The following is a 16,291-nucleotide window of genomic DNA, read 5'->3' on the forward strand; positions in this document are numbered from 1 at the left end:
GAAATCTCCGTGGGCCATCGTACATTCACCAGAATGATGTACGAGCATTGGGTTCAGTGATAAGACGTTTACAGTGTATTCGTTCGGAAAATATTTATAATGGGTACAAATACGAAAACATACTTCACAAAAGCTGAATAATATGGCAAAGACAGATGACATGGCGTTGTTTGTTCAGGTGGTGAAATCGGGTGGACTGGCGGCTGCAGGGCGGAAGCTGGGGTTGTCGCCTGCCAGTATGACCGCCCGGATGAATCAGCTGGAACACAGATATCAAACCCGTTTGCTGAACCGAAATACCCGGCATATTTCGATGACTGAGGCGGGCTACCGATTTTACGAGGCTTGTCTGAGGGTCGTGGAAGAGGTTGAGGCCGCTGAAGCGGTATTCATGCAATGTGAGGCGGAGCTGTCAGGTTCCCTGCGGATTACCGCGCCATCCGATTTTGGCAGGCAATATGTGGCGCCGGCATTGGCCGCGTTTTCAGAGGCGCATCCGAAAGTTGCACCGCATCTTTATCTGACCGATGGCATGGTCAAACTGGTGGATGAAGGCATAGACATTGCCATCCGGCTGGGTAATTTGCCTGACAGCAACCTGATTGCAAAGGCGTTAGTACAGAATCGCCGTGTGGTGTGCGCGTCACCGGCTTATCTGGCGAAAGCGGGGCATCCGGCGCATCCCGATGATCTGCGTCATCACCGGTGTTTAGTGATGGAATGGGCCGGACAGGTGATGAATGCGTGGCACTTTGTCACGGATAAGGGCCCCATGACGGTGGACGTCGAACCGGCGATGATTTGTACCGATGGCGCATTGGTGCGTCAATGGGCTGTGGAAGGGTGCGGTATCGCGATGAAGTCCTGGTGGGATGTCCGGCAGGATGTGCTGGATGGCCGGTTACAGGTGCTGTTTGATGATCAAGTCAGAGGACTGAGTCTCAGTGATACCGAATCGGTCGCTTTACAGCTTGTGTATCCTGGTCGCAAATTTCAGCCCAGACAGGTGATCGCTTTCGCGCAGTTTCTGATGGACTGGATGGAAAAAATGAAAAGACTTCCCTAGCGAACGCTTCAGGGAAGTTGCAGCAGTGATTGTCTTGTCCTCAGGCGATTGAAATCTGGAGGTGGGAACCTTTCCGGTACAATCGCTGCATGATCAGGCCCGATAGCATCACAATGACGCCCATCATGATAAAACCCATTTCAGTGACCTGAAAGTAGCTTAATGCGGCAATCAAGACATAGCTCAGGCTTTGGCTCAGTGTCGAGAATAATTTCAGACCGCCTTCTATCCGGCCGCGCTCATGCACATTCACTTCATGGTTGAGTTTATTGGTACGGGCGATACGGTTTAGTGCGTTGAAAAAGCCCAGGATCACGGTGAGTGAAACCAGAACAACCGGCGTTAACCACACGGCCATGATGATCAGCAGGCTGCCCATGGTGATCACCGAATACATCATGGCTTTTTCATGGCTGATGCGTGCCAGCAATCGCGTCACCAGCAGGCCGGTCAGCAAGGCACCGATGCCATAGCTCAGCGACCAGGACGCAAACCAGCTGCCATTGATGTTGTGCTCAGAGAAATACACAGGCACCAGTTTCGCCAGATAAGTGAGCATGGGGTAAGTCAGGCAGGATAACGTCAGAAACAGGTAGAAAGCGGGCTGGCGGGTGAAGATGGTTTTGCTCTCGGCCAGTTGTCTGAAAAACGCCTGAGGCTGACTGGGCAACAGCCGGCGGCGATAGGGGGTGAGCCCGTAACTCAGTGCTGCAATGCCGGAGGCCAGTGTTGCCAGCAAGGCGAACTCGCTCATCGACCAGGATGTCAGCAGCACGATACCCGCCGCCCCGGTACTCAGTGTGGTCAGTTGCATCACGACTTCCTGCTGACCCGTCACTCTGGCGTAGTCAGCTTTGTCATAGTTCTCCTGAGTGAAAGCATTATTGGTGCTCCAGGCGACATCATTGGTCAGCCAGAAGATCAGTTGCGCCAGTGCCAGCAACCCGATGGAATCGGCCTGAAACCGGAAAGCGATCAGGACAGACAGTGCGGTCAGTGACTGAATCACCTGAACGATGATCAGAATGGCTTTGCGTGAATGTCTGTCAATCAGCGTGGCGGTGAAAGGGGTGGCAATGAATGACAAGCCGGTGCAAGTGAGCGAGACCGCTGCCACGAAGACCCCCATATCGCCCTGATTCAGCATGATCCAAGGCAGTGCCAGCATGAACATCCCGGATGAAATACCATCAAAAAAGCGCCCGGTGAGATAAGTCGCAGTGCGTGACATCCGTGTTTCCTTATGGGTTATTTTTAGTGATGGGCAGAGCTTAAAACCTCAAGTAAACTTGAGGTCAAGAATAAAATACAGATGATCCGCAGGTAAGGATTGACGATGGAAATGACAGTCGGACAGGTCGCAGAACGCTCTAATGTCAAGGTGTCGGCGCTGCATTTTTATGAGCAGAAAGGGCTGATTCAGAGCTGGCGGAACGCAGGTAATCAGCGCCGCTATGATCGCAGTGTGCTGCGCCGGATTGCGGTGATCAAAACCGCGCAGCAGCTGGGCATGTCGTTGGAAGAAATCGGCGAAGCGCTGTCTCACCTGCCGGTGGATCACGCGCCGACTCAGGAAGAATGGCAAGCGATGGCGAGTTTATGGCGACATCAGCTGGATGAGCGTATCACTAAATTGCAAAAACTCAGGGATTCACTGGGCGAGTGTATCGGCTGTGGCTGTCTGTCACTGAACCGATGCCAGCTTCGTAACCCGGAAGATACGCTGGCCGAAGAAGGGAATGGGGCTGTTTTGTTGTAAAAGTATATATTAAACAATATCTTATGATGGTTTTGAGGTGGGTGTATATTTTCAATGACAAGGCGAAAAGTGCTGATTATAATCCGCGCATTCTCTGACCGGTAAACTGAGTCATTTTCTCTATGCAACCTACACTGATTACCATTTTTCTGCTGTTGTGCAGCAATGTCTTTATGACCTTTGCCTGGTACGGACATTTAAAAGATCTGAACAGTAAACCCTGGGTCATCGCTGCTTTCCTGAGCTGGGGAATTGCGCTGTTTGAGTATCTGCTGCAGGTGCCGGCAAACCGCATTGGCTTTACTGTGATGAGTGTCGGGCAACTGAAAATTTTGCAGGAAGTGATCACTCTGTCTGTCTTCGTGCCTTTTGCGTTTTATTATCTGAAAGAACCGCTGAAACTGGATTACCTCTGGGCCGGGCTGTGTATGCTGGGTGCGGTGTTCTTTATGTTCCGCAGCAAGCTGGGGGTCTGATCCCAGCGAGTGCCGGCACTTCAGGTCAACCAGAGTCAAACATGCGTGATGTGCCTGCTATCTGTTAACTGCTTACGGCCAGTTTCTGACTGAAAAAATCGACTGCTGCCCTGATTTTCGGCACCTGATAACGGGGCGTGTAATACAGCAGATAGAGCCCCAGGCGCTCGGCAGACAGGCAGATCGGCGCGGGCAGATCGACCTTGATGAGCTTGCCTTCGTCCCTGTCTTCTTGGGTTGACCAGTCTGGCAGCAGCGCCATCACTTTTCCTGCCATCATCAGCTCACGGATATAGCGACCGGAATTGGTAACGACATCCGGCTTCAGCTCCAGAGGCAGCCATTGCCCTTCTCTGACGATACCCCAGGTTAAAATGTGTTTCGGACTCCGGTAGTACGCCAGATGATGCGTATGCAGTTCAGTATGATCAGCCGGCAGGCCATATCGCTCAATGTATTGAGGTGTGGCGCACAGATGGGGCGTGTTGTCGCATAACAAGCGCGCGTGAATACGCTCATCCGGCAGGTATCCGCCACGAATCGCGATATCGGTTTCTGCTTTCGACAAATCGGTCAAACGGTCAGAGACATCGATATCGAGTTTGATCTCAGGATAAAGTGCCTCGAATTCACTCAGATGCGGCAGTACCTGACTGTCAAAATAGTGGCTCATACAACTGATAGTCAGAATGCCCGATGGGGTTTGCTGATAGGAACTCACCAACTCTTCCGCCTGACGAATTTGCTCAAGAACCTGCTGGCATTGTGTCAGGTAGGCTCTGCCCACCTCAGTCAGATTAATGGCTCGGGTGCTGCGTTTGATGAGCTCTGTACCGAGCTGCGCTTCAAGCCAGCTCAGCTGCCGGGAGGCGCTGGAGACGGGAAGATGTAATTGCTTTGCGGCGTTAGAAATGCTGCCACACTGTAAGGTGGTGACAAACACTTCCATGGCTTTGAGTTTATCCATGCTTATTTTCCCATTTTGAGCAAAAGTGTTTCTTTATTTTGCTGTCTTATTTTCATTTTCAGCAAGAGTTAGAGTGTGCCTCAAGACAACGAAAGGAACAAGATCATGAATTACAGTGCCATTCTTCTGAAAAAACGTCCTGACATCGCTATCACGTCAGATATCTTCGAAAAAGTCTCGAAGCCAGTACCGGAAATCGCAGAGGGCGAGTTTCTGGTCAAGCAAACCCACATGTCACTGGACCCGGCCATGCGTGGCTGGATGAGCGCGGATCGTGAAAGCTATATTCCGCCTGTGGAGCTGGGGGAAGTGATGCGTTCAAGCGGTATCGGTGATGTGGTGGAATCCCGCCATCCGGATTATCCGGTGGGCACCCGTGTGATGGGGATGATGGGCTGGACGGAATACTTTGTCGCCAAAGGTGGCCTGTCACCCGTACCGACGTCTGTGCCGCAGGAAGCCTTGCTCTCAGTAGTGGCCTTGCCGGGTGTGACGGCTTATCACGGTCTGTATGAAGTGCTGAAACCGCAAGCGGGACAGACCCTGGTGGTGACTGGCGCAGCAGGGTCTGTGGGATCCATGGTTGGCCAGCTAGCGAAACTGGAAGGGGTGACGGTCGTCGGTGTGGCCGGCAGCGACGAGAAATGCCACTGGCTGACGGAAACGCTGGGCTTTGATGCCGCAGTCAACTACCACGATGAGGACTTTGCGGCCAAGCTGGCAACCGCAACCCCCAACGGCATTGACTTATTCTTTGAAAATACCGGTGGCGTTGCGCAGGAGCACATTTATCAACGGATGAATGCCCATGGCCGTGTGGCTGTTTGCGGCATGATCGCCGATTACAACACCGCGACACCGCAACCGGGTCCAAACTGGATGAATATTGTGCGTAAACGACTGATGATCCAAGGCTTTACGATGCCGGATCATTTCCATCGGTTTGCGGAATACGGCCAAAAACTGGCAGCACTGATGATGGATGGCAAACTGCAGTACCGCGCCCATACGTTGCAGGGGCTGGACAGTGCGATTGAAGGGATTAACCTGCTGTTCTCCGGTGAGAATAAAGGTAAGTTGATCGTCGAGCTTTAATTGCTTTCACGGCCGTATCGATGGATGCGGCCGTGTTGTATGGCAATGTCTGCGATCAGAACTTCATCTGATCCTTGCCGGGCCAATGGTAGACATATTCGTCGACTACAGTACCGTCCGGTGCCTGCCAGGTTTGCGCACAGTACTCTGCTCCCCCCATTCGCTGATAAAAACCGATAGCCGGCAGATTGGACGCCAGGACTTCCAGATACAGGCCGTCCGATTGTGCGTGCCCGGTCATAATCTTTTTTGCCGCAGCGAGAAGCTGTTTGCCAATGCCTTGCCCTTTGATTTCAGGGTTTACATGCAGGTTATCGACCAGCGTGCCTAATTCAGGGTGCGCATCCAGCTCGATGCAAATGAAACCACACATGGCGCCGTTTTGTTTTGCAACCAGAATATGGCGCTTGCTCATGGGCTGAGTTAAGCGTGAATGCCAGGTCTGAAACCTGTCCTGATGGATATCGTGTGTCAGATACTGCTCGGATAAATCGTTGCAATACACGGCCTGCCAGTTGCGAACATGCAGCTCGGTAATCGCGGCATGATCGTCAAAGGTGGCGTAATCAATGGTTAGCATAAGGGACTGTTTCTCTTAACATACTGCTTTCAAAGTATTATGCATGAATGGCGTATCAGGGGAAGCCGGCAGCAAAATTTCACCACCAACAAGGCTGTAAAACCTTATCCGCCTCAAACTTTTGTCGCCTGCACCGTGATTTCATCCCGGTAATGAATAACACTGCTAGCGGCTGAGCACTTTCAGGGATAAATGCGCGATCAGCAAAGCGTTCGATGAAAGCGCTCAGTGAACAATCATAACGATAATGACGTGTACGGACAGAAAGAGAACACCACCATGTCGACAAAGACCATTCTGGTTGTGGATGACGATGTCGAAATCCGCGAGTTATTACAGGAGTATCTGGCCAAATCCGGCTATGAGGTGATCACCGCAGAAGATGGCATTGCCATGAAGCAACAGCTTGAAGCGCATACGCCTGATGTCATCCTGCTGGATGTGATGATGCCGGGGGACGACGGCTTTACCTTGTGTCAGTTTGTGCGGAAATCATCGGAAGTGCCGATTATGATGCTGACAGCCGCCTCGGATGAAATGGATCAGATTCTGGGGCTGGAGATCGGCGCTGATGACTATATCGCCAAGCCATTCAGTCCGCGACAGTTGCTGGCGCGTATTAAGGCGCTGTTGCGTCGCACACGCCCTGCTGGCGCGGAGGAATTGATCCAGCCAACGGCATTACCACGGTCGATCCGGTTTGGACACTGGCGTCTGGAAACTTTGTCTCACCGGCTCTATGACCTTCAGACCGAGCAGGACTACGAACTGACGGGCGGGGATTTCAGTTTGCTGATGTTGTTTTTATCCCGTCCCAATGAAGTGCTGGACAGAGACACCATTTCCAATGCCACCCGGGGCCGCGAAGCGCTGCCGTTTGAGCGGGGGATTGATGTTCAGCTGAGCCGGTTGCGACAGCGACTGGGCGATAGCGGTAAACATCCCAAGTACATCAAAACCATGCGGGGTAACGGTTATATTTTTACCGCGCCGGTCACCTATGAAAATTGATGAAAACCAGTAAGATAACGCGGATGAATAACAAAATATCAGAGCATTCAGACTCTGATTGTCGTGAACGCTAAGGTATTTGAAACAATATGGCACGATTAGACATACTTACCGCCCCGGATCCCCGCTTAAAAGAGCAGGCCATTCCTGTGACGGATATTGCTGCGGTTCAGACGCTGGTGGATGACATGCTGGAGACCCTGTATGCCACCTCGAATGGGATAGGCCTGGCGGCGACTCAGGTCGGTCGCCGTGAAGCGGTGGTGGTAATTGATATTTCAGAGACCAGAGATCAACCTTTGGTGCTGATTAATCCGGTCGTAGTGCGTGGTGAAGAGAAAGCCATGGGGCAGGAAGGTTGCCTGTCGGTGCCGGATTATTACGCTGATGTTGAGCGTTATCAGTCTGTGGTAGTTACCGCGCTGGATCGTCAGGGCAATCCGGTCACCATTGAGCGTGATGATTTTCTGGCCATTGTGATGCAGCACGAAATTGACCATCTGAGCGGAAATCTGTTCATTGATTATCTGTCGCCACTCAAACGACAAATGGCGATGAAGAAAGTCAAAAAAGCCGTGAAGGGAATGGCGAAAACAGCGTGAAAATGAATGAATAAAATGATCCGGGTGTGCCTGATGGCGAGTCTTCTGACAGGCTGTGCGAGTGAACCGCAAGAGGAACCAGATCTCCATCATGCTTGGTTGGAACTGGTCGCGGGGAAAATAGAAAAGAATGGCGGTAAAGTCATCTGTGCGAATCCGTTATATCAGAAATGTATGAATATTTCTGAAGGTGCGTGTACCGTCGAAATATCACCGGCTTCGAATGATTGTGCTGCAGATTCAGTCAAACGTTATGGGGCTTTGTCTGAAGAAAATATTGAAGATTATTTCGTGAATTATCAGGCTTGCATGATGTTTGAACATGCGCGGTTATATGAGCTTGACTGGCTGGTGCCTCTTCGGTGCATGAATGAAGGTGCGAATGATCATTTTGACAGTCGAGCACTTCAGATATTATTTGACTGAGCAACTTCTATAAGAATGAACACGCAGCGTATTCGACGCGTCGGGACAGGCCTGGATTGCCGTTTTTCAACCTTTAGAATCGCAGTTTGCCCTGATGATTCACTGTCATGTTGCCGTCGGCGCCTGAACTGACGCGATTGCACCTGCCTGAGAGGTCATGTGAAACCTGAATTTCATCCTGTCAATGTTGATGACCATTTTGCCGTTTGCATGGCCTTCCGGCGTGATGCGTACCTGTGTACGTTTCAGTCTGACCACGGCTTTGCGCCCTTTATTCGCGGTTATGAAGAAAGAATGCGTGCCCGGCTGGTGGACCCTCGCTGGTATTACATTCATATCTGGGATAATGACCAGATTATTGGCCAGCTGGAGTTTAAGTCTTATTCCGATGAAGCCGAAACGGGCTATATCCACCTGATTTATCTTATTCCTGAATACCGTGGCTCCGGTGTGGCCGATATCGTTCAGAAGTTTATGGCAGACACGCTTTATCAGGCGGGCTGTCAGGCGATGTTGTTAACGGTCAGCCGTACCAATGAAAGGGCATTACGCCACTACCGTCGCTGGGGCTGGCAGCGTGTTGGCGAGGATGGCAGCCTGCGCGGGACGGACATTTACCGCCGCGACATTCGGATACAACCGGACGGTGAATTGGTCCTTTGTTAGGGCTGCGGCAATTCAGAAATTCCAGTTCCTGGTTCAGGATATACCACGATTGCTGGGGCTAAGTTTTGGATGCGAACGGAAGTAAGTGTGTCCGATCATACGGTCAGCGAAACAGCTTATGTTGCAGGCTTTCGCTACCTGAACGCCCGCCGGTATGGCCTGCATACCGGTCTCGACCTTGCCTTTAGTGATGAAGAAAGTGCTTTTTACTTCAAGATGGGATCGGGGTTTTAGCCGGATTTTACGAGTCGATATGTTTGAGATGATCTGATGCATTATCACCTTGAGATAAAACGTCCCACCGCTGTTGTCTGACTGGCCGGGTAAACCCGCGGTTCATATGCACTCTCATGATTAAACTGCCCTGAATGCTGTGTTATTGCCTATTCTTAAAGACTGAAAGGGTTCACAGATAACCAGCGCCCAGAATACCGACTGGTGATATGCCGTCGTCTTTGGGCGGGCTGATTTCAATTCTGGCTGAAGTGATAGCACGATATGGGCAATACACCGGATAGAAATATCGCATACCAGATAAGCGGCCTGACAAAAACGTATTACACCGGTGAGATTGCGGTCAGGGCATTGCGGGGAGTCGATCTTGATATCCGTCAGGGTGAAATGATGGTATTGCTCGGCCCTTCGGGAAGCGGAAAATCAACCTTCCTGAACCTGATCGGCGGGCTTGATACCCCGACGGGCGGAAAAATTCTTTTCGAAGGTCAGGATCTCACCGGACAGGACGAGCGGTTCCTCACACAATATCGTCGCAACTATGCTGGTTTTGTTTTCCAGTTCTATAACCTGATCCCCAGCCTCAATGCTCGGGAAAATGTCGCCCTGGTTTCGGATATTGTGTCTGATCCACTGCCGGTAGAAGAAGCCCTGGATATGGTGGGCCTGAAAGCACGTGCCGACCATTTCCCCTCGCAGCTTTCCGGCGGCGAACAGCAACGCGTTGCGGTGGCACGGGCGCTCGTGAAAAAACCGAAGGTGCTTCTGTGCGACGAACCGACTGGCGCGCTCGACAGTGCGACAGGGATCAAGGTGCTGGACGCGCTGGCCGGGGTGAATGAAAAACTGGGCACCACGACGATCATTATTACGCACAATGCCGCGATTGCTGCGATCGGAGACCGGGTTTTGCATTTCGCTGATGGCCGGATTGTTAAAGAGGAGCGCAACGAAAAACGGCAAGTCGCTTCGGCACTGACGTGGTAGAGAGTGATGCGTGCGCTGGAGAAAAAACTGATCCGCAACCTTTGGCAAATTCGCGGGCAGGCATTGGCGATTGCCCTTGTCATTGCCTCTGCGGTGGCCATGATCCTGCTGTCTTCCGGAACCTACCGTTCCCTTGAATTAACTCGCAACCTTTATTACGAACAAAACCGTTTTGCCGATATCTTCGCCACCCTCAAGCGTGCACCTGACAGTACCATTGCCGACATTGAGCAAATTCCGGGCGTGGTCGGCGCAGGGACGGGGATTCGTCAATATGCACTGCTGAGAATGCCGGATGTCATTGAACCCGTCCGGGGGCTGTTTGTTTCAATGCCGGCGGGGAAAGTCCTGCTGAACAAACTGGTTCTGCGCGTGGGAAACTGGCCGGCAGCGGATTCGGCTGATCAGGTCCTGGTTCATGAGGCGTTTGCAGAAGCGCATGATCTGCATCCGGGAGATAAGATCAATGCGACGATTTATGGCAAGCAGCATCATTTTACGGTTGCTGGTATCGCGTTATCGCCGGAGTTTGTTTATGCACTGGGACCCGGTGATCTGATCCCGGACAGCAAACGGTTCGGTATTTTTTGGATAAACCGGAATGCACTGGCAGCGGCAAGCAATTTGGACGGTGCGTTTAATGACGTTGCGCTGAAACTGAGCTCCTCCGCAAATCCACATGAAGTCATTGCCCGGCTCGACCGGCTCCTTGTACGTTACGGCGGGACAGGCGCTTACATGCGTCAAGATCAGTTGTCTGATTCCTTCATCGACAGCGAGTTGAAGCAACTGAAGTCCATGACACGTATCATGCCGCCGATTTTTCTGGTGACAGCGGTTTTTCTGCTGAATATCGCCATTGGGCGGTTGGTGGAAACGGAGCGTGGTCAGATCGGTTTGCTGAAAGCCATCGGCTATAGCGATACTGCGATTGGTCTTCATTACCTGCAGGCCGCGCTGTTCATTTCCGGTATTGGTATTGTGATTGGCTGGTTCGCAGGGGCATGGATGGGCCATGGCATGGCGCAGTTGTATGTTGAATATTTTAAATTTCCCGTGCTTCGCTACCAGATCACGGCTGATGTTTTTCTCGGTGCGGCGGTCATCAGCCTGGCGAGTGCGGGACTGGGAGCAATGGCTGCTATTCGTAAGGCGGTCAGGCTGCCACCGGCTGTTGCCATGTCACCGCCCCTGCCGACGCTCTATCATACGGGGATGGGTGAGCGCACTGGCTTGATGTGGGGGGTGACGCCAACCGGCCGTATGGTCATACGGCATCTTGTGCGCTGGCCGTTTCGTTCTGGTCTGACGGTTCTGGGCGTGACGATGGCGATTGCTTTGCTGCTCTCAACACTGAATTTCTTTGATTCCATTGATGTCATGCTTGATTCATTTTTCCATCGCAGTAACCGGCAGGACATCACGATCAGTTTTACTGAAATCAGACCGGACAGCGCTGCCGCAGATATTCGTCATCTTGACGGAGTGATGAAGGTCGAGCTGCAGCGCAATTTGGCTGTGCGTCTGGTTTCCGGCCATCGTTCGAAACGGACCAGTATTCAGGGGCTTGATCCGGGGGCTGAACTGAGTCATCCGCTGGATATCCACGGTCGGGAAATTGATTTGCCAGCGGAAGGTGTGGTGCTGAATGAATGGCTCGCACGGTACCTGAATGTCAGACAGGGCGACAGGCTGGGGATTGAGATTCTGGAAGGGCGGATGCCGGATCTGTTCGTGCCTGTGGCTGGGGTTAGCAAGGAGTATGTCGGGTTGTCTGCTTATATAAACCGAACGAGGCTCAACCGCTATCTTCGCGACGGGCAGGTGGCTAATACAGCAATCATTACTGTCGATGAGGGAAAACGAAAGCGTTTTTACAGCCACATCAGACAAATGCCGTTTGTCGCAGGCGTAACGTCCCTGGAAGCGTCAGCAGCTCTGTTTCGCAAGATGATCCAGCAGAATCTGTTCACCATGGTGACCTTCTATGTACTGTTTGCATCGGTACTGGCGTTTGGTGTTGTTTACAATAATGCACGCCTGACCCTGATTGAGCGCTCGCGGGAGTTTTCATTGCTGCGCGTGCTTGGCTTCCATAAAAAAGAAGTGGCCTGGATCCTGGGGAGTGAGGTCGCGCTGCTGACTCTTTCTGCGCTGCCTTTGGGTTGTCTGCTTGGCTATGGGCTCGTCAGGCTGATGGTGACATTCATGTCGTCTGACCTTTATCGCATCCCGTTTGCGATCGATGCATCGACTTACGGTTATGCTGTAATCGCAATACTGATCGCCGCTTTCTTCAGCGGGGCGTTGGTTCTGTATCGTCTGGGAGAACTCAACCTTCTCAGTGTTCTCAAGGAAAGGGAATAACGTATGCTGGTCAGGAAATATCGCTGGACTTTCATCTTGACTTTCCTGCTGATGGCGGGACTTACCTTCGCCTTCTGGCCACGCCCGATCACTGCTGAGATTGTCGTTGTTACGGAAGGACCAATGACAGAAACAGTGGATGACGATGCCATCACGCGCCTCAAAGATGTTTACCTCATTACCGCACCGGTATCGGGTCGTCTGTTGCGGATCGATAAAGATGCCGGTGATGAGGTGACCGCCGGGTCAGTGCTGGCGGTGATGCAACCTGCTGTGCCGCAATTTCTGGACGGCCGGACCCAGCTTGAACATGAGTCCGCCATCCGTGCAGCCGCCGCGTCTCGTGATGAAGCCAAAGCACAGATAAAGAGCGCCTTGGCCCGCCTTGAGTATGCCCGGATCGATTTTAAGCGGGCAGGTAAGCTTGCCGAAAAAGACGCTGTATCGCTTGACCGGCAGGATCAGGCGCGGCAGTTTCTGTATGCAGCGGAAGCAGCGCTGGCCGCGGCAGAATCGGTATTGCTGCAAAGAGAAGCGGAATACAAGCTGGCGCAGGCAGCGATGTTGCAGCCTGGCGAGGCCGCATTAACCCAGGAAGACAAGGTGGAAATTACTGCACCAGTAAACGGAAAGGTGCTGCGGGTCTTTCAGGAAAGTGAAGCTGTCGTCAGCGCTGGCACGGCTTTGATGGAAACTGGAGATCCGGGAAATCTCGAAATTGCCGCGGATCTTTTATCTCGCGATGCAGTAAGGATCGCCCCTGGCGATCGGGTTGAAATAAATCACTGGGGCGGAGAAGGCGAATTAAGCGGTATCGTTCGGCTGATCGAACCGGCAGGTACGACGAAAGTTTCTTCTCTCGGCATTGAAGAGCAGCGTGTCAATGTGATCATCGACTTAACGGATCCGAAGCATGCATGGGCTGCGCTGGGTCACGGGTTTCAGGTGGATGTGCGCATCGCGGTATGGCATGACGGGCAGGTACTTCGCGTTCCTATCGGCGCTATATTTCGTTTCAAACGAGACTGGGCGGTATTTCGCAACGATGACGGCCGTGCCCGCTTGCAGGTGATTCGGCTCGGTCACATGACAGATCAGTATGCCGAGGTGCTGGAAGGTCTTTCTGCCGGTGATCAGGTGATTGCCTACCCCAGTGACCGTATTCAGGACGGCGTGCTCATCCGGGCGATGTCGCAGGCTCAATGAGTCTCTTGCTGCTGGTTTGCGCTATAGGGTGTCAGCGTATACAGAAGCAACCTTATTGAGCGGACTGATGATGGACCGACGATGATGTTTCTTGTTGACGGGCAATTCTCTCAATGCCCGGGCCATTTGATACTGTCTTTTGCGACTCATACAGGCTTCTTTCCTTCATTCTGAGATCTGTGTTCTGGCATGGCAGCCCTGTTAGCTGGGATACTCCAGTTAACGCAAACAATATGAAGACATAATGATTAGAGCATTTACAGACACAGACATGGAGCCGGTACTGGATATCTGGCTGAATGCCTCCCTCAAAGCGCACGACTTCATTTCCCCGAGTTACTGGCAATCACAGCTCGACAATATGCGCAGCATGTACCTGCCGGCTTCTGAAGTCTACGTCTGGGTTGAAAAAGAGACAGTCAAGGGTTTCTATGCCCTGTACGAAAACCAGCTGGCGGCCATTTTCGTCAAACCCGATGTGCAGGGGAAAGGCATAGGTAAGGCATTGATCAGTCATGCTAAAAAACGTCGTGAATCCCTGTCGCTGAATGTCTACAAACGCAATGACATCAGTTATCGGTTTTATCTCTCTCAGGGCTTTCGTGTCATCGGTGGTAATGTTGATGAACACACGGGCGAAGGCGAGTGGGTGATGGGGTATGAGGCCGGCTAAACCGGCCCTGAGTGCGGATGGCACTCAGGATCACTGAGCGAGGTTTACAGAGCCGCGGCGGCTGTCTGACCATTTACATCTGTCTCATCAGTGCAGCCACCGCGATGCCGGCGGCAATAGAGAGCAGCGGTTTTTTCAGCACCAGCGTCCCCGCAGCGGTCACCAGGAGTGCCGCTTGAGCGCCCGTATCTCCCTTGATGAACATGGGCGCTATGATTGCAATGAGCACAGAGCCTGACATCGCCGAGATAAACTGCTGAACACGCTGGCTGATAGGAATGTAAGACATAATAAAGACACCTCCCCAGCGGGTGGCGATTGTGACCACCGCCATGATGATGACAAGCAAGAGTGTGCCCATTTCAGATGTATCAATGCTCATTGTGATCCCCTTTCAGTAAGACGCCCGCCATGCCACCTGTGAGTGCACCAACAATCACGTGACTGTTTTCTGGCAGATACAGGTAAGCGGCAATCGATGAGGTGGCCGCCGCAGCCCATATCACGTACGTTTTATTATTTTTGTTGCCTCCCAGCGCCATGGTGAGCAGGAAACACCCCATCACCATGTCGACTCCAAAGGCGGACGGATTTTGGATGGCATTGCCGAAATAAAAACCGATCCAGGTCCCAATAATCCAGAAAAACCAAAGGGCGATGCCGCCGCCGAACAGTAAACCTAGCCCTTTGGACGTTTCATTTTGAGCAAAAGCCCGCATCGACAGCGCCCAGTTTGCATCGGAGGCAACCAGCATCACGCCATAACGAGTGGCTGGGTTCAGGGAGCGAATATGAGGGTACAAGGTTGCCCCGATAAGCAGATGCCGGGCATTAATGGCAAAGACTGTGATGGCTAACGGGAGCACTGGCACCTGGGTTCCCCATAGGTCTAAAGCCGCGAATTGCGAAGCCCCTGCAAACACAAGGGCACTCATGAAAACGGCGGCAGTGTCATTTAATCCTTCCTGAGCCGCAGCTAAACCGAAAGCGGCACCGAAAACGAATACGAACAACGAGATAGGGATTAAGCTGACAAAACCTTGCTGTATCGCATTCAATTCAAGTTTCAACTCTTGAGCATGCATAAACATCATCACTTTGAATCATCTGAGATTGTCGGAACAATAAACTGGAACGGGGAAATCGAAAAGCGCATAATTCAAAAACCATCCATTCGATAATCGAATAAATGAGCTATCAGGACTTACAGTTAGATTGGCTAAAGAGCTTTGTGGCTGTGGTTGATGCCGGGTCCTTATCCAATGCCACGACCTCTGTTCACCGTTCGCAATCTGCGGTGAGTATGCAGCTGAAAAAGTTAGAAAATGCCGTCGGACGGAAATTGCTCGTCAGAGGAAGCCGGCACAGTGAACTGACCGCCGAAGGCCAGATGTTGCTGGGATATGCCAGACGAATTCTTGACTTACATTCAGAAGCACAAGCCGCATTCCATGGTGAAGCGCTGGTTGGCCAAGTCAAGCTCGGGGTGCCGGATGACTACGCTGCAAAATACCTCACGCCTGTACTGCGTAATTTCGCACCGCGGTTCGGTGGGGTAGAGATTGAATTAAACTGTGAACAGTCCACTTCGCTGATCCCCAGGGTAGAGAAAAATGATCTGGATTTGGCCTTAGTCTCCAGAGACAACCCCAGTCGGGGTACACTCCTTTTCCATGAACCTATGGTCTGGGTGGGTGCATCTCAGTTTGAAATCTGGCGTCGGGAAACACTGCCGATTGCTGTCTATGAAAGTACCAGTCTTGCCAGAAGAAGTGCAATTCACTCGCTGGCTTTGCAGGGTAAACCTTACAAAGTGGTGTATAACAGCTCGAGCCTGGCAGGTCAGATTGCCGCAGTGGAAAGTGGTCTTGCGATTGCGGTCTTCACACAGTGCAGTGTGCCCCCTCATCTTGAAATACTCGGAGAAGAACAGGGATTGGGGCCGTTAGAACCTATGGAAGTCTCTGTATACCGGAGTAAAAAATCAAAAGGCTCCCCTGCTGTGGATTACCTTCATGATTTATTGGTTCGAACACTGAGAATATCAGCCGTTTGATTGTCACTCGGATTGGAAGCCTTTAGCATGAGTTTGCGCCGTTACCTGCCGCCGATGCCGTTCAATACCGGAGATCCAATCCAATGTCTTATTGATAGTTCATCCTGTTGTTGTATCGGA

Annotated in this window: 18 protein-coding genes and 1 pseudogene; 14 read left to right on the forward strand and 5 right to left on the reverse strand. The window is 51.9% G+C overall.

Going from position 1 to position 16,291, the window contains the following annotated elements; genetic code table 11:
* Positions 1-142 precede the first annotated feature (142 nt).
* The gene (locus P4S53_RS05735) at positions 143-1,066 is read left to right on the forward strand and encodes a LysR family transcriptional regulator (RefSeq protein WP_337111812.1); all 924 of its coding nucleotides are present in this window, start codon (positions 143-145) and stop codon (positions 1,064-1,066) included.
* Positions 1,067-1,106: 40 nt separating this feature from the next.
* Here P4S53_RS05735 and P4S53_RS05740 read toward each other — a convergent pair whose 3' ends face one another.
* Complete coding sequence (locus P4S53_RS05740) at positions 1,107-2,297, reverse strand: MFS transporter (RefSeq protein WP_337111813.1); 1,191 nt, start codon at positions 2,295-2,297, stop codon at positions 1,107-1,109.
* A 105-nt stretch (positions 2,298-2,402) separates the two neighbouring features.
* Here P4S53_RS05740 and soxR point away from each other — a divergent pair, with 105 nt between their 5' ends.
* The gene (gene soxR, locus P4S53_RS05745) at positions 2,403-2,825 is read left to right on the forward strand and encodes a redox-sensitive transcriptional activator SoxR (protein WP_337111814.1); all 423 of its coding nucleotides are present in this window, start codon (positions 2,403-2,405) and stop codon (positions 2,823-2,825) included.
* Positions 2,826-2,947: 122 nt separating this feature from the next.
* Positions 2,948-3,301 (forward strand): DMT family protein, encoded by a 354-nt coding sequence (locus P4S53_RS05750; RefSeq protein WP_027250786.1) that lies wholly within the window; start codon positions 2,948-2,950, stop codon positions 3,299-3,301.
* A gap of 64 nt (positions 3,302-3,365) precedes the next feature.
* On the opposite strand, the gene P4S53_RS05755 is transcribed toward P4S53_RS05750, so the two are convergent.
* The gene (locus P4S53_RS05755) at positions 3,366-4,268 is read right to left on the reverse strand and encodes a LysR family transcriptional regulator (protein WP_337111815.1); all 903 of its coding nucleotides are present in this window, start codon (positions 4,266-4,268) and stop codon (positions 3,366-3,368) included.
* A gap of 105 nt (positions 4,269-4,373) precedes the next feature.
* On the opposite strand from P4S53_RS05755, the gene P4S53_RS05760 reads away from it, so the two are divergent.
* Positions 4,374-5,363, forward strand: coding sequence for an NADP-dependent oxidoreductase (locus P4S53_RS05760; protein WP_337111816.1), 990 nt, complete (start codon positions 4,374-4,376; stop codon positions 5,361-5,363).
* A 55-nt stretch (positions 5,364-5,418) separates the two neighbouring features.
* Here the strand turns inward: P4S53_RS05760 and P4S53_RS05765 are convergent, their stop codons facing one another.
* Positions 5,419-5,943 (reverse strand): GNAT family N-acetyltransferase, encoded by a 525-nt coding sequence (locus P4S53_RS05765; protein ID WP_337111818.1) that lies wholly within the window; start codon positions 5,941-5,943, stop codon positions 5,419-5,421.
* A 279-nt stretch (positions 5,944-6,222) separates the two neighbouring features.
* Here P4S53_RS05765 and P4S53_RS05770 point away from each other — a divergent pair, with 279 nt between their 5' ends.
* The 9 genes and pseudogenes from P4S53_RS05770 to P4S53_RS05810 all read left to right on the forward strand — a co-directional run bounded on the left by P4S53_RS05770 (position 6,223) and on the right by P4S53_RS05810 (position 14,115).
* Positions 6,223-6,954 carry a response regulator gene (locus tag P4S53_RS05770; protein ID WP_337112072.1) on the forward strand — a complete coding sequence of 244 codons (732 nt, stop codon included), beginning with the start codon at positions 6,223-6,225 and terminating at the stop codon, positions 6,952-6,954.
* Positions 6,955-7,043: 89 nt separating this feature from the next.
* The gene (def, locus tag P4S53_RS05775; RefSeq protein ID WP_337111819.1) at positions 7,044-7,556 is read left to right on the forward strand and encodes a peptide deformylase; all 513 of its coding nucleotides are present in this window, start codon (positions 7,044-7,046) and stop codon (positions 7,554-7,556) included.
* 6 nt (positions 7,557-7,562) lie between these two features.
* A complete protein-coding gene (locus tag P4S53_RS05780; RefSeq protein WP_337111820.1) occupies positions 7,563-7,982 on the forward strand; it encodes a hypothetical protein in 420 nt (139 codons plus the stop codon).
* Positions 7,983-8,141: 159 nt separating this feature from the next.
* Positions 8,142-8,648 carry a GNAT family N-acetyltransferase gene (locus P4S53_RS05785; protein ID WP_337111821.1) on the forward strand — a complete coding sequence of 169 codons (507 nt, stop codon included), beginning with the start codon at positions 8,142-8,144 and terminating at the stop codon, positions 8,646-8,648.
* Between the two features lie 108 nt (positions 8,649-8,756).
* Positions 8,757-8,882, forward strand: a pseudogene (locus tag P4S53_RS05790) (glyceraldehyde-3-phosphate dehydrogenase); the annotation flags it as partial.
* Between the two features lie 264 nt (positions 8,883-9,146).
* On the forward strand, positions 9,147-9,869 hold the full coding sequence (locus P4S53_RS05795; RefSeq protein WP_337111822.1) for an ABC transporter ATP-binding protein: 723 nt from the start codon (positions 9,147-9,149) through the stop codon (positions 9,867-9,869).
* A 6-nt stretch (positions 9,870-9,875) separates the two neighbouring features.
* Positions 9,876-12,236 (forward strand): ABC transporter permease, encoded by a 2,361-nt coding sequence (locus tag P4S53_RS05800; RefSeq protein ID WP_337111823.1) that lies wholly within the window; start codon positions 9,876-9,878, stop codon positions 12,234-12,236.
* Positions 12,237-12,239: 3 nt separating this feature from the next.
* A complete protein-coding gene (locus P4S53_RS05805) occupies positions 12,240-13,442 on the forward strand; it encodes an efflux RND transporter periplasmic adaptor subunit (protein ID WP_337111824.1) in 1,203 nt (400 codons plus the stop codon).
* 244 nt (positions 13,443-13,686) lie between these two features.
* A complete protein-coding gene (locus tag P4S53_RS05810) occupies positions 13,687-14,115 on the forward strand; it encodes an N-acetyltransferase (protein ID WP_337111825.1) in 429 nt (142 codons plus the stop codon).
* 73 nt (positions 14,116-14,188) lie between these two features.
* Here P4S53_RS05810 and P4S53_RS05815 read toward each other — a convergent pair whose 3' ends face one another.
* On the reverse strand, positions 14,189-14,497 hold the full coding sequence (locus P4S53_RS05815; RefSeq protein ID WP_337111826.1) for an AzlD family protein: 309 nt from the start codon (positions 14,495-14,497) through the stop codon (positions 14,189-14,191).
* Complete coding sequence (locus P4S53_RS05820) at positions 14,487-15,209, reverse strand: AzlC family ABC transporter permease (protein WP_337112073.1); 723 nt, start codon at positions 15,207-15,209, stop codon at positions 14,487-14,489. Before P4S53_RS05820 ends, P4S53_RS05815 begins: the two co-directional genes overlap by 11 nt.
* Positions 15,210-15,304: 95 nt before the next feature.
* Here P4S53_RS05820 and P4S53_RS05825 point away from each other — a divergent pair, with 95 nt between their 5' ends.
* Positions 15,305-16,171, forward strand: coding sequence for a LysR family transcriptional regulator (locus P4S53_RS05825; RefSeq protein ID WP_337111827.1), 867 nt, complete (start codon positions 15,305-15,307; stop codon positions 16,169-16,171).
* Positions 16,172-16,291: the final 120 nt, after the last annotated feature.

The organism is Photobacterium sp. Hal280, from assembly GCF_037162255.1.
Taxonomy (GTDB): domain Bacteria; phylum Pseudomonadota; class Gammaproteobacteria; order Enterobacterales; family Vibrionaceae; genus Photobacterium.

What these genes read in the sequence shown, in the direction of transcription:
- P4S53_RS05735 (WP_337111812.1), top strand. Translation starts at nt 143, where the DNA reads ATGGCAAAGACAGATGACATGGCGTTGTTTGTTCAGGTGGTGAAATCG.
- P4S53_RS05740 (WP_337111813.1), bottom strand. Translation starts at nt 2,297, where the DNA reads ATGTCACGCACTGCGACTTATCTCACCGGGCGCTTTTTTGATGGTATT.
- soxR (WP_337111814.1), top strand. Translation starts at nt 2,403, where the DNA reads ATGGAAATGACAGTCGGACAGGTCGCAGAACGCTCTAATGTCAAGGTG.
- P4S53_RS05750 (WP_027250786.1), top strand. Translation starts at nt 2,948, where the DNA reads ATGCAACCTACACTGATTACCATTTTTCTGCTGTTGTGCAGCAATGTC.
- P4S53_RS05755 (WP_337111815.1), bottom strand. Translation starts at nt 4,268, where the DNA reads ATGGATAAACTCAAAGCCATGGAAGTGTTTGTCACCACCTTACAGTGT.
- P4S53_RS05760 (WP_337111816.1), top strand. Translation starts at nt 4,374, where the DNA reads ATGAATTACAGTGCCATTCTTCTGAAAAAACGTCCTGACATCGCTATC.
- P4S53_RS05765 (WP_337111818.1), bottom strand. Translation starts at nt 5,943, where the DNA reads ATGCTAACCATTGATTACGCCACCTTTGACGATCATGCCGCGATTACC.
- P4S53_RS05770 (WP_337112072.1), top strand. Translation starts at nt 6,223, where the DNA reads ATGTCGACAAAGACCATTCTGGTTGTGGATGACGATGTCGAAATCCGC.
- def (WP_337111819.1), top strand. Translation starts at nt 7,044, where the DNA reads ATGGCACGATTAGACATACTTACCGCCCCGGATCCCCGCTTAAAAGAG.
- P4S53_RS05780 (WP_337111820.1), top strand. Translation starts at nt 7,563, where the DNA reads ATGAATAAAATGATCCGGGTGTGCCTGATGGCGAGTCTTCTGACAGGC.
- P4S53_RS05795 (WP_337111822.1), top strand. Translation starts at nt 9,147, where the DNA reads ATGGGCAATACACCGGATAGAAATATCGCATACCAGATAAGCGGCCTG.
- P4S53_RS05800 (WP_337111823.1), top strand. Translation starts at nt 9,876, where the DNA reads ATGCGTGCGCTGGAGAAAAAACTGATCCGCAACCTTTGGCAAATTCGC.
- P4S53_RS05805 (WP_337111824.1), top strand. Translation starts at nt 12,240, where the DNA reads ATGCTGGTCAGGAAATATCGCTGGACTTTCATCTTGACTTTCCTGCTG.
- P4S53_RS05810 (WP_337111825.1), top strand. Translation starts at nt 13,687, where the DNA reads ATGATTAGAGCATTTACAGACACAGACATGGAGCCGGTACTGGATATC.
- P4S53_RS05815 (WP_337111826.1), bottom strand. Translation starts at nt 14,497, where the DNA reads ATGAGCATTGATACATCTGAAATGGGCACACTCTTGCTTGTCATCATC.
- P4S53_RS05820 (WP_337112073.1), bottom strand. Translation starts at nt 15,209, where the DNA reads ATGATGTTTATGCATGCTCAAGAGTTGAAACTTGAATTGAATGCGATA.
- P4S53_RS05825 (WP_337111827.1), top strand. Translation starts at nt 15,305, where the DNA reads ATGAGCTATCAGGACTTACAGTTAGATTGGCTAAAGAGCTTTGTGGCT.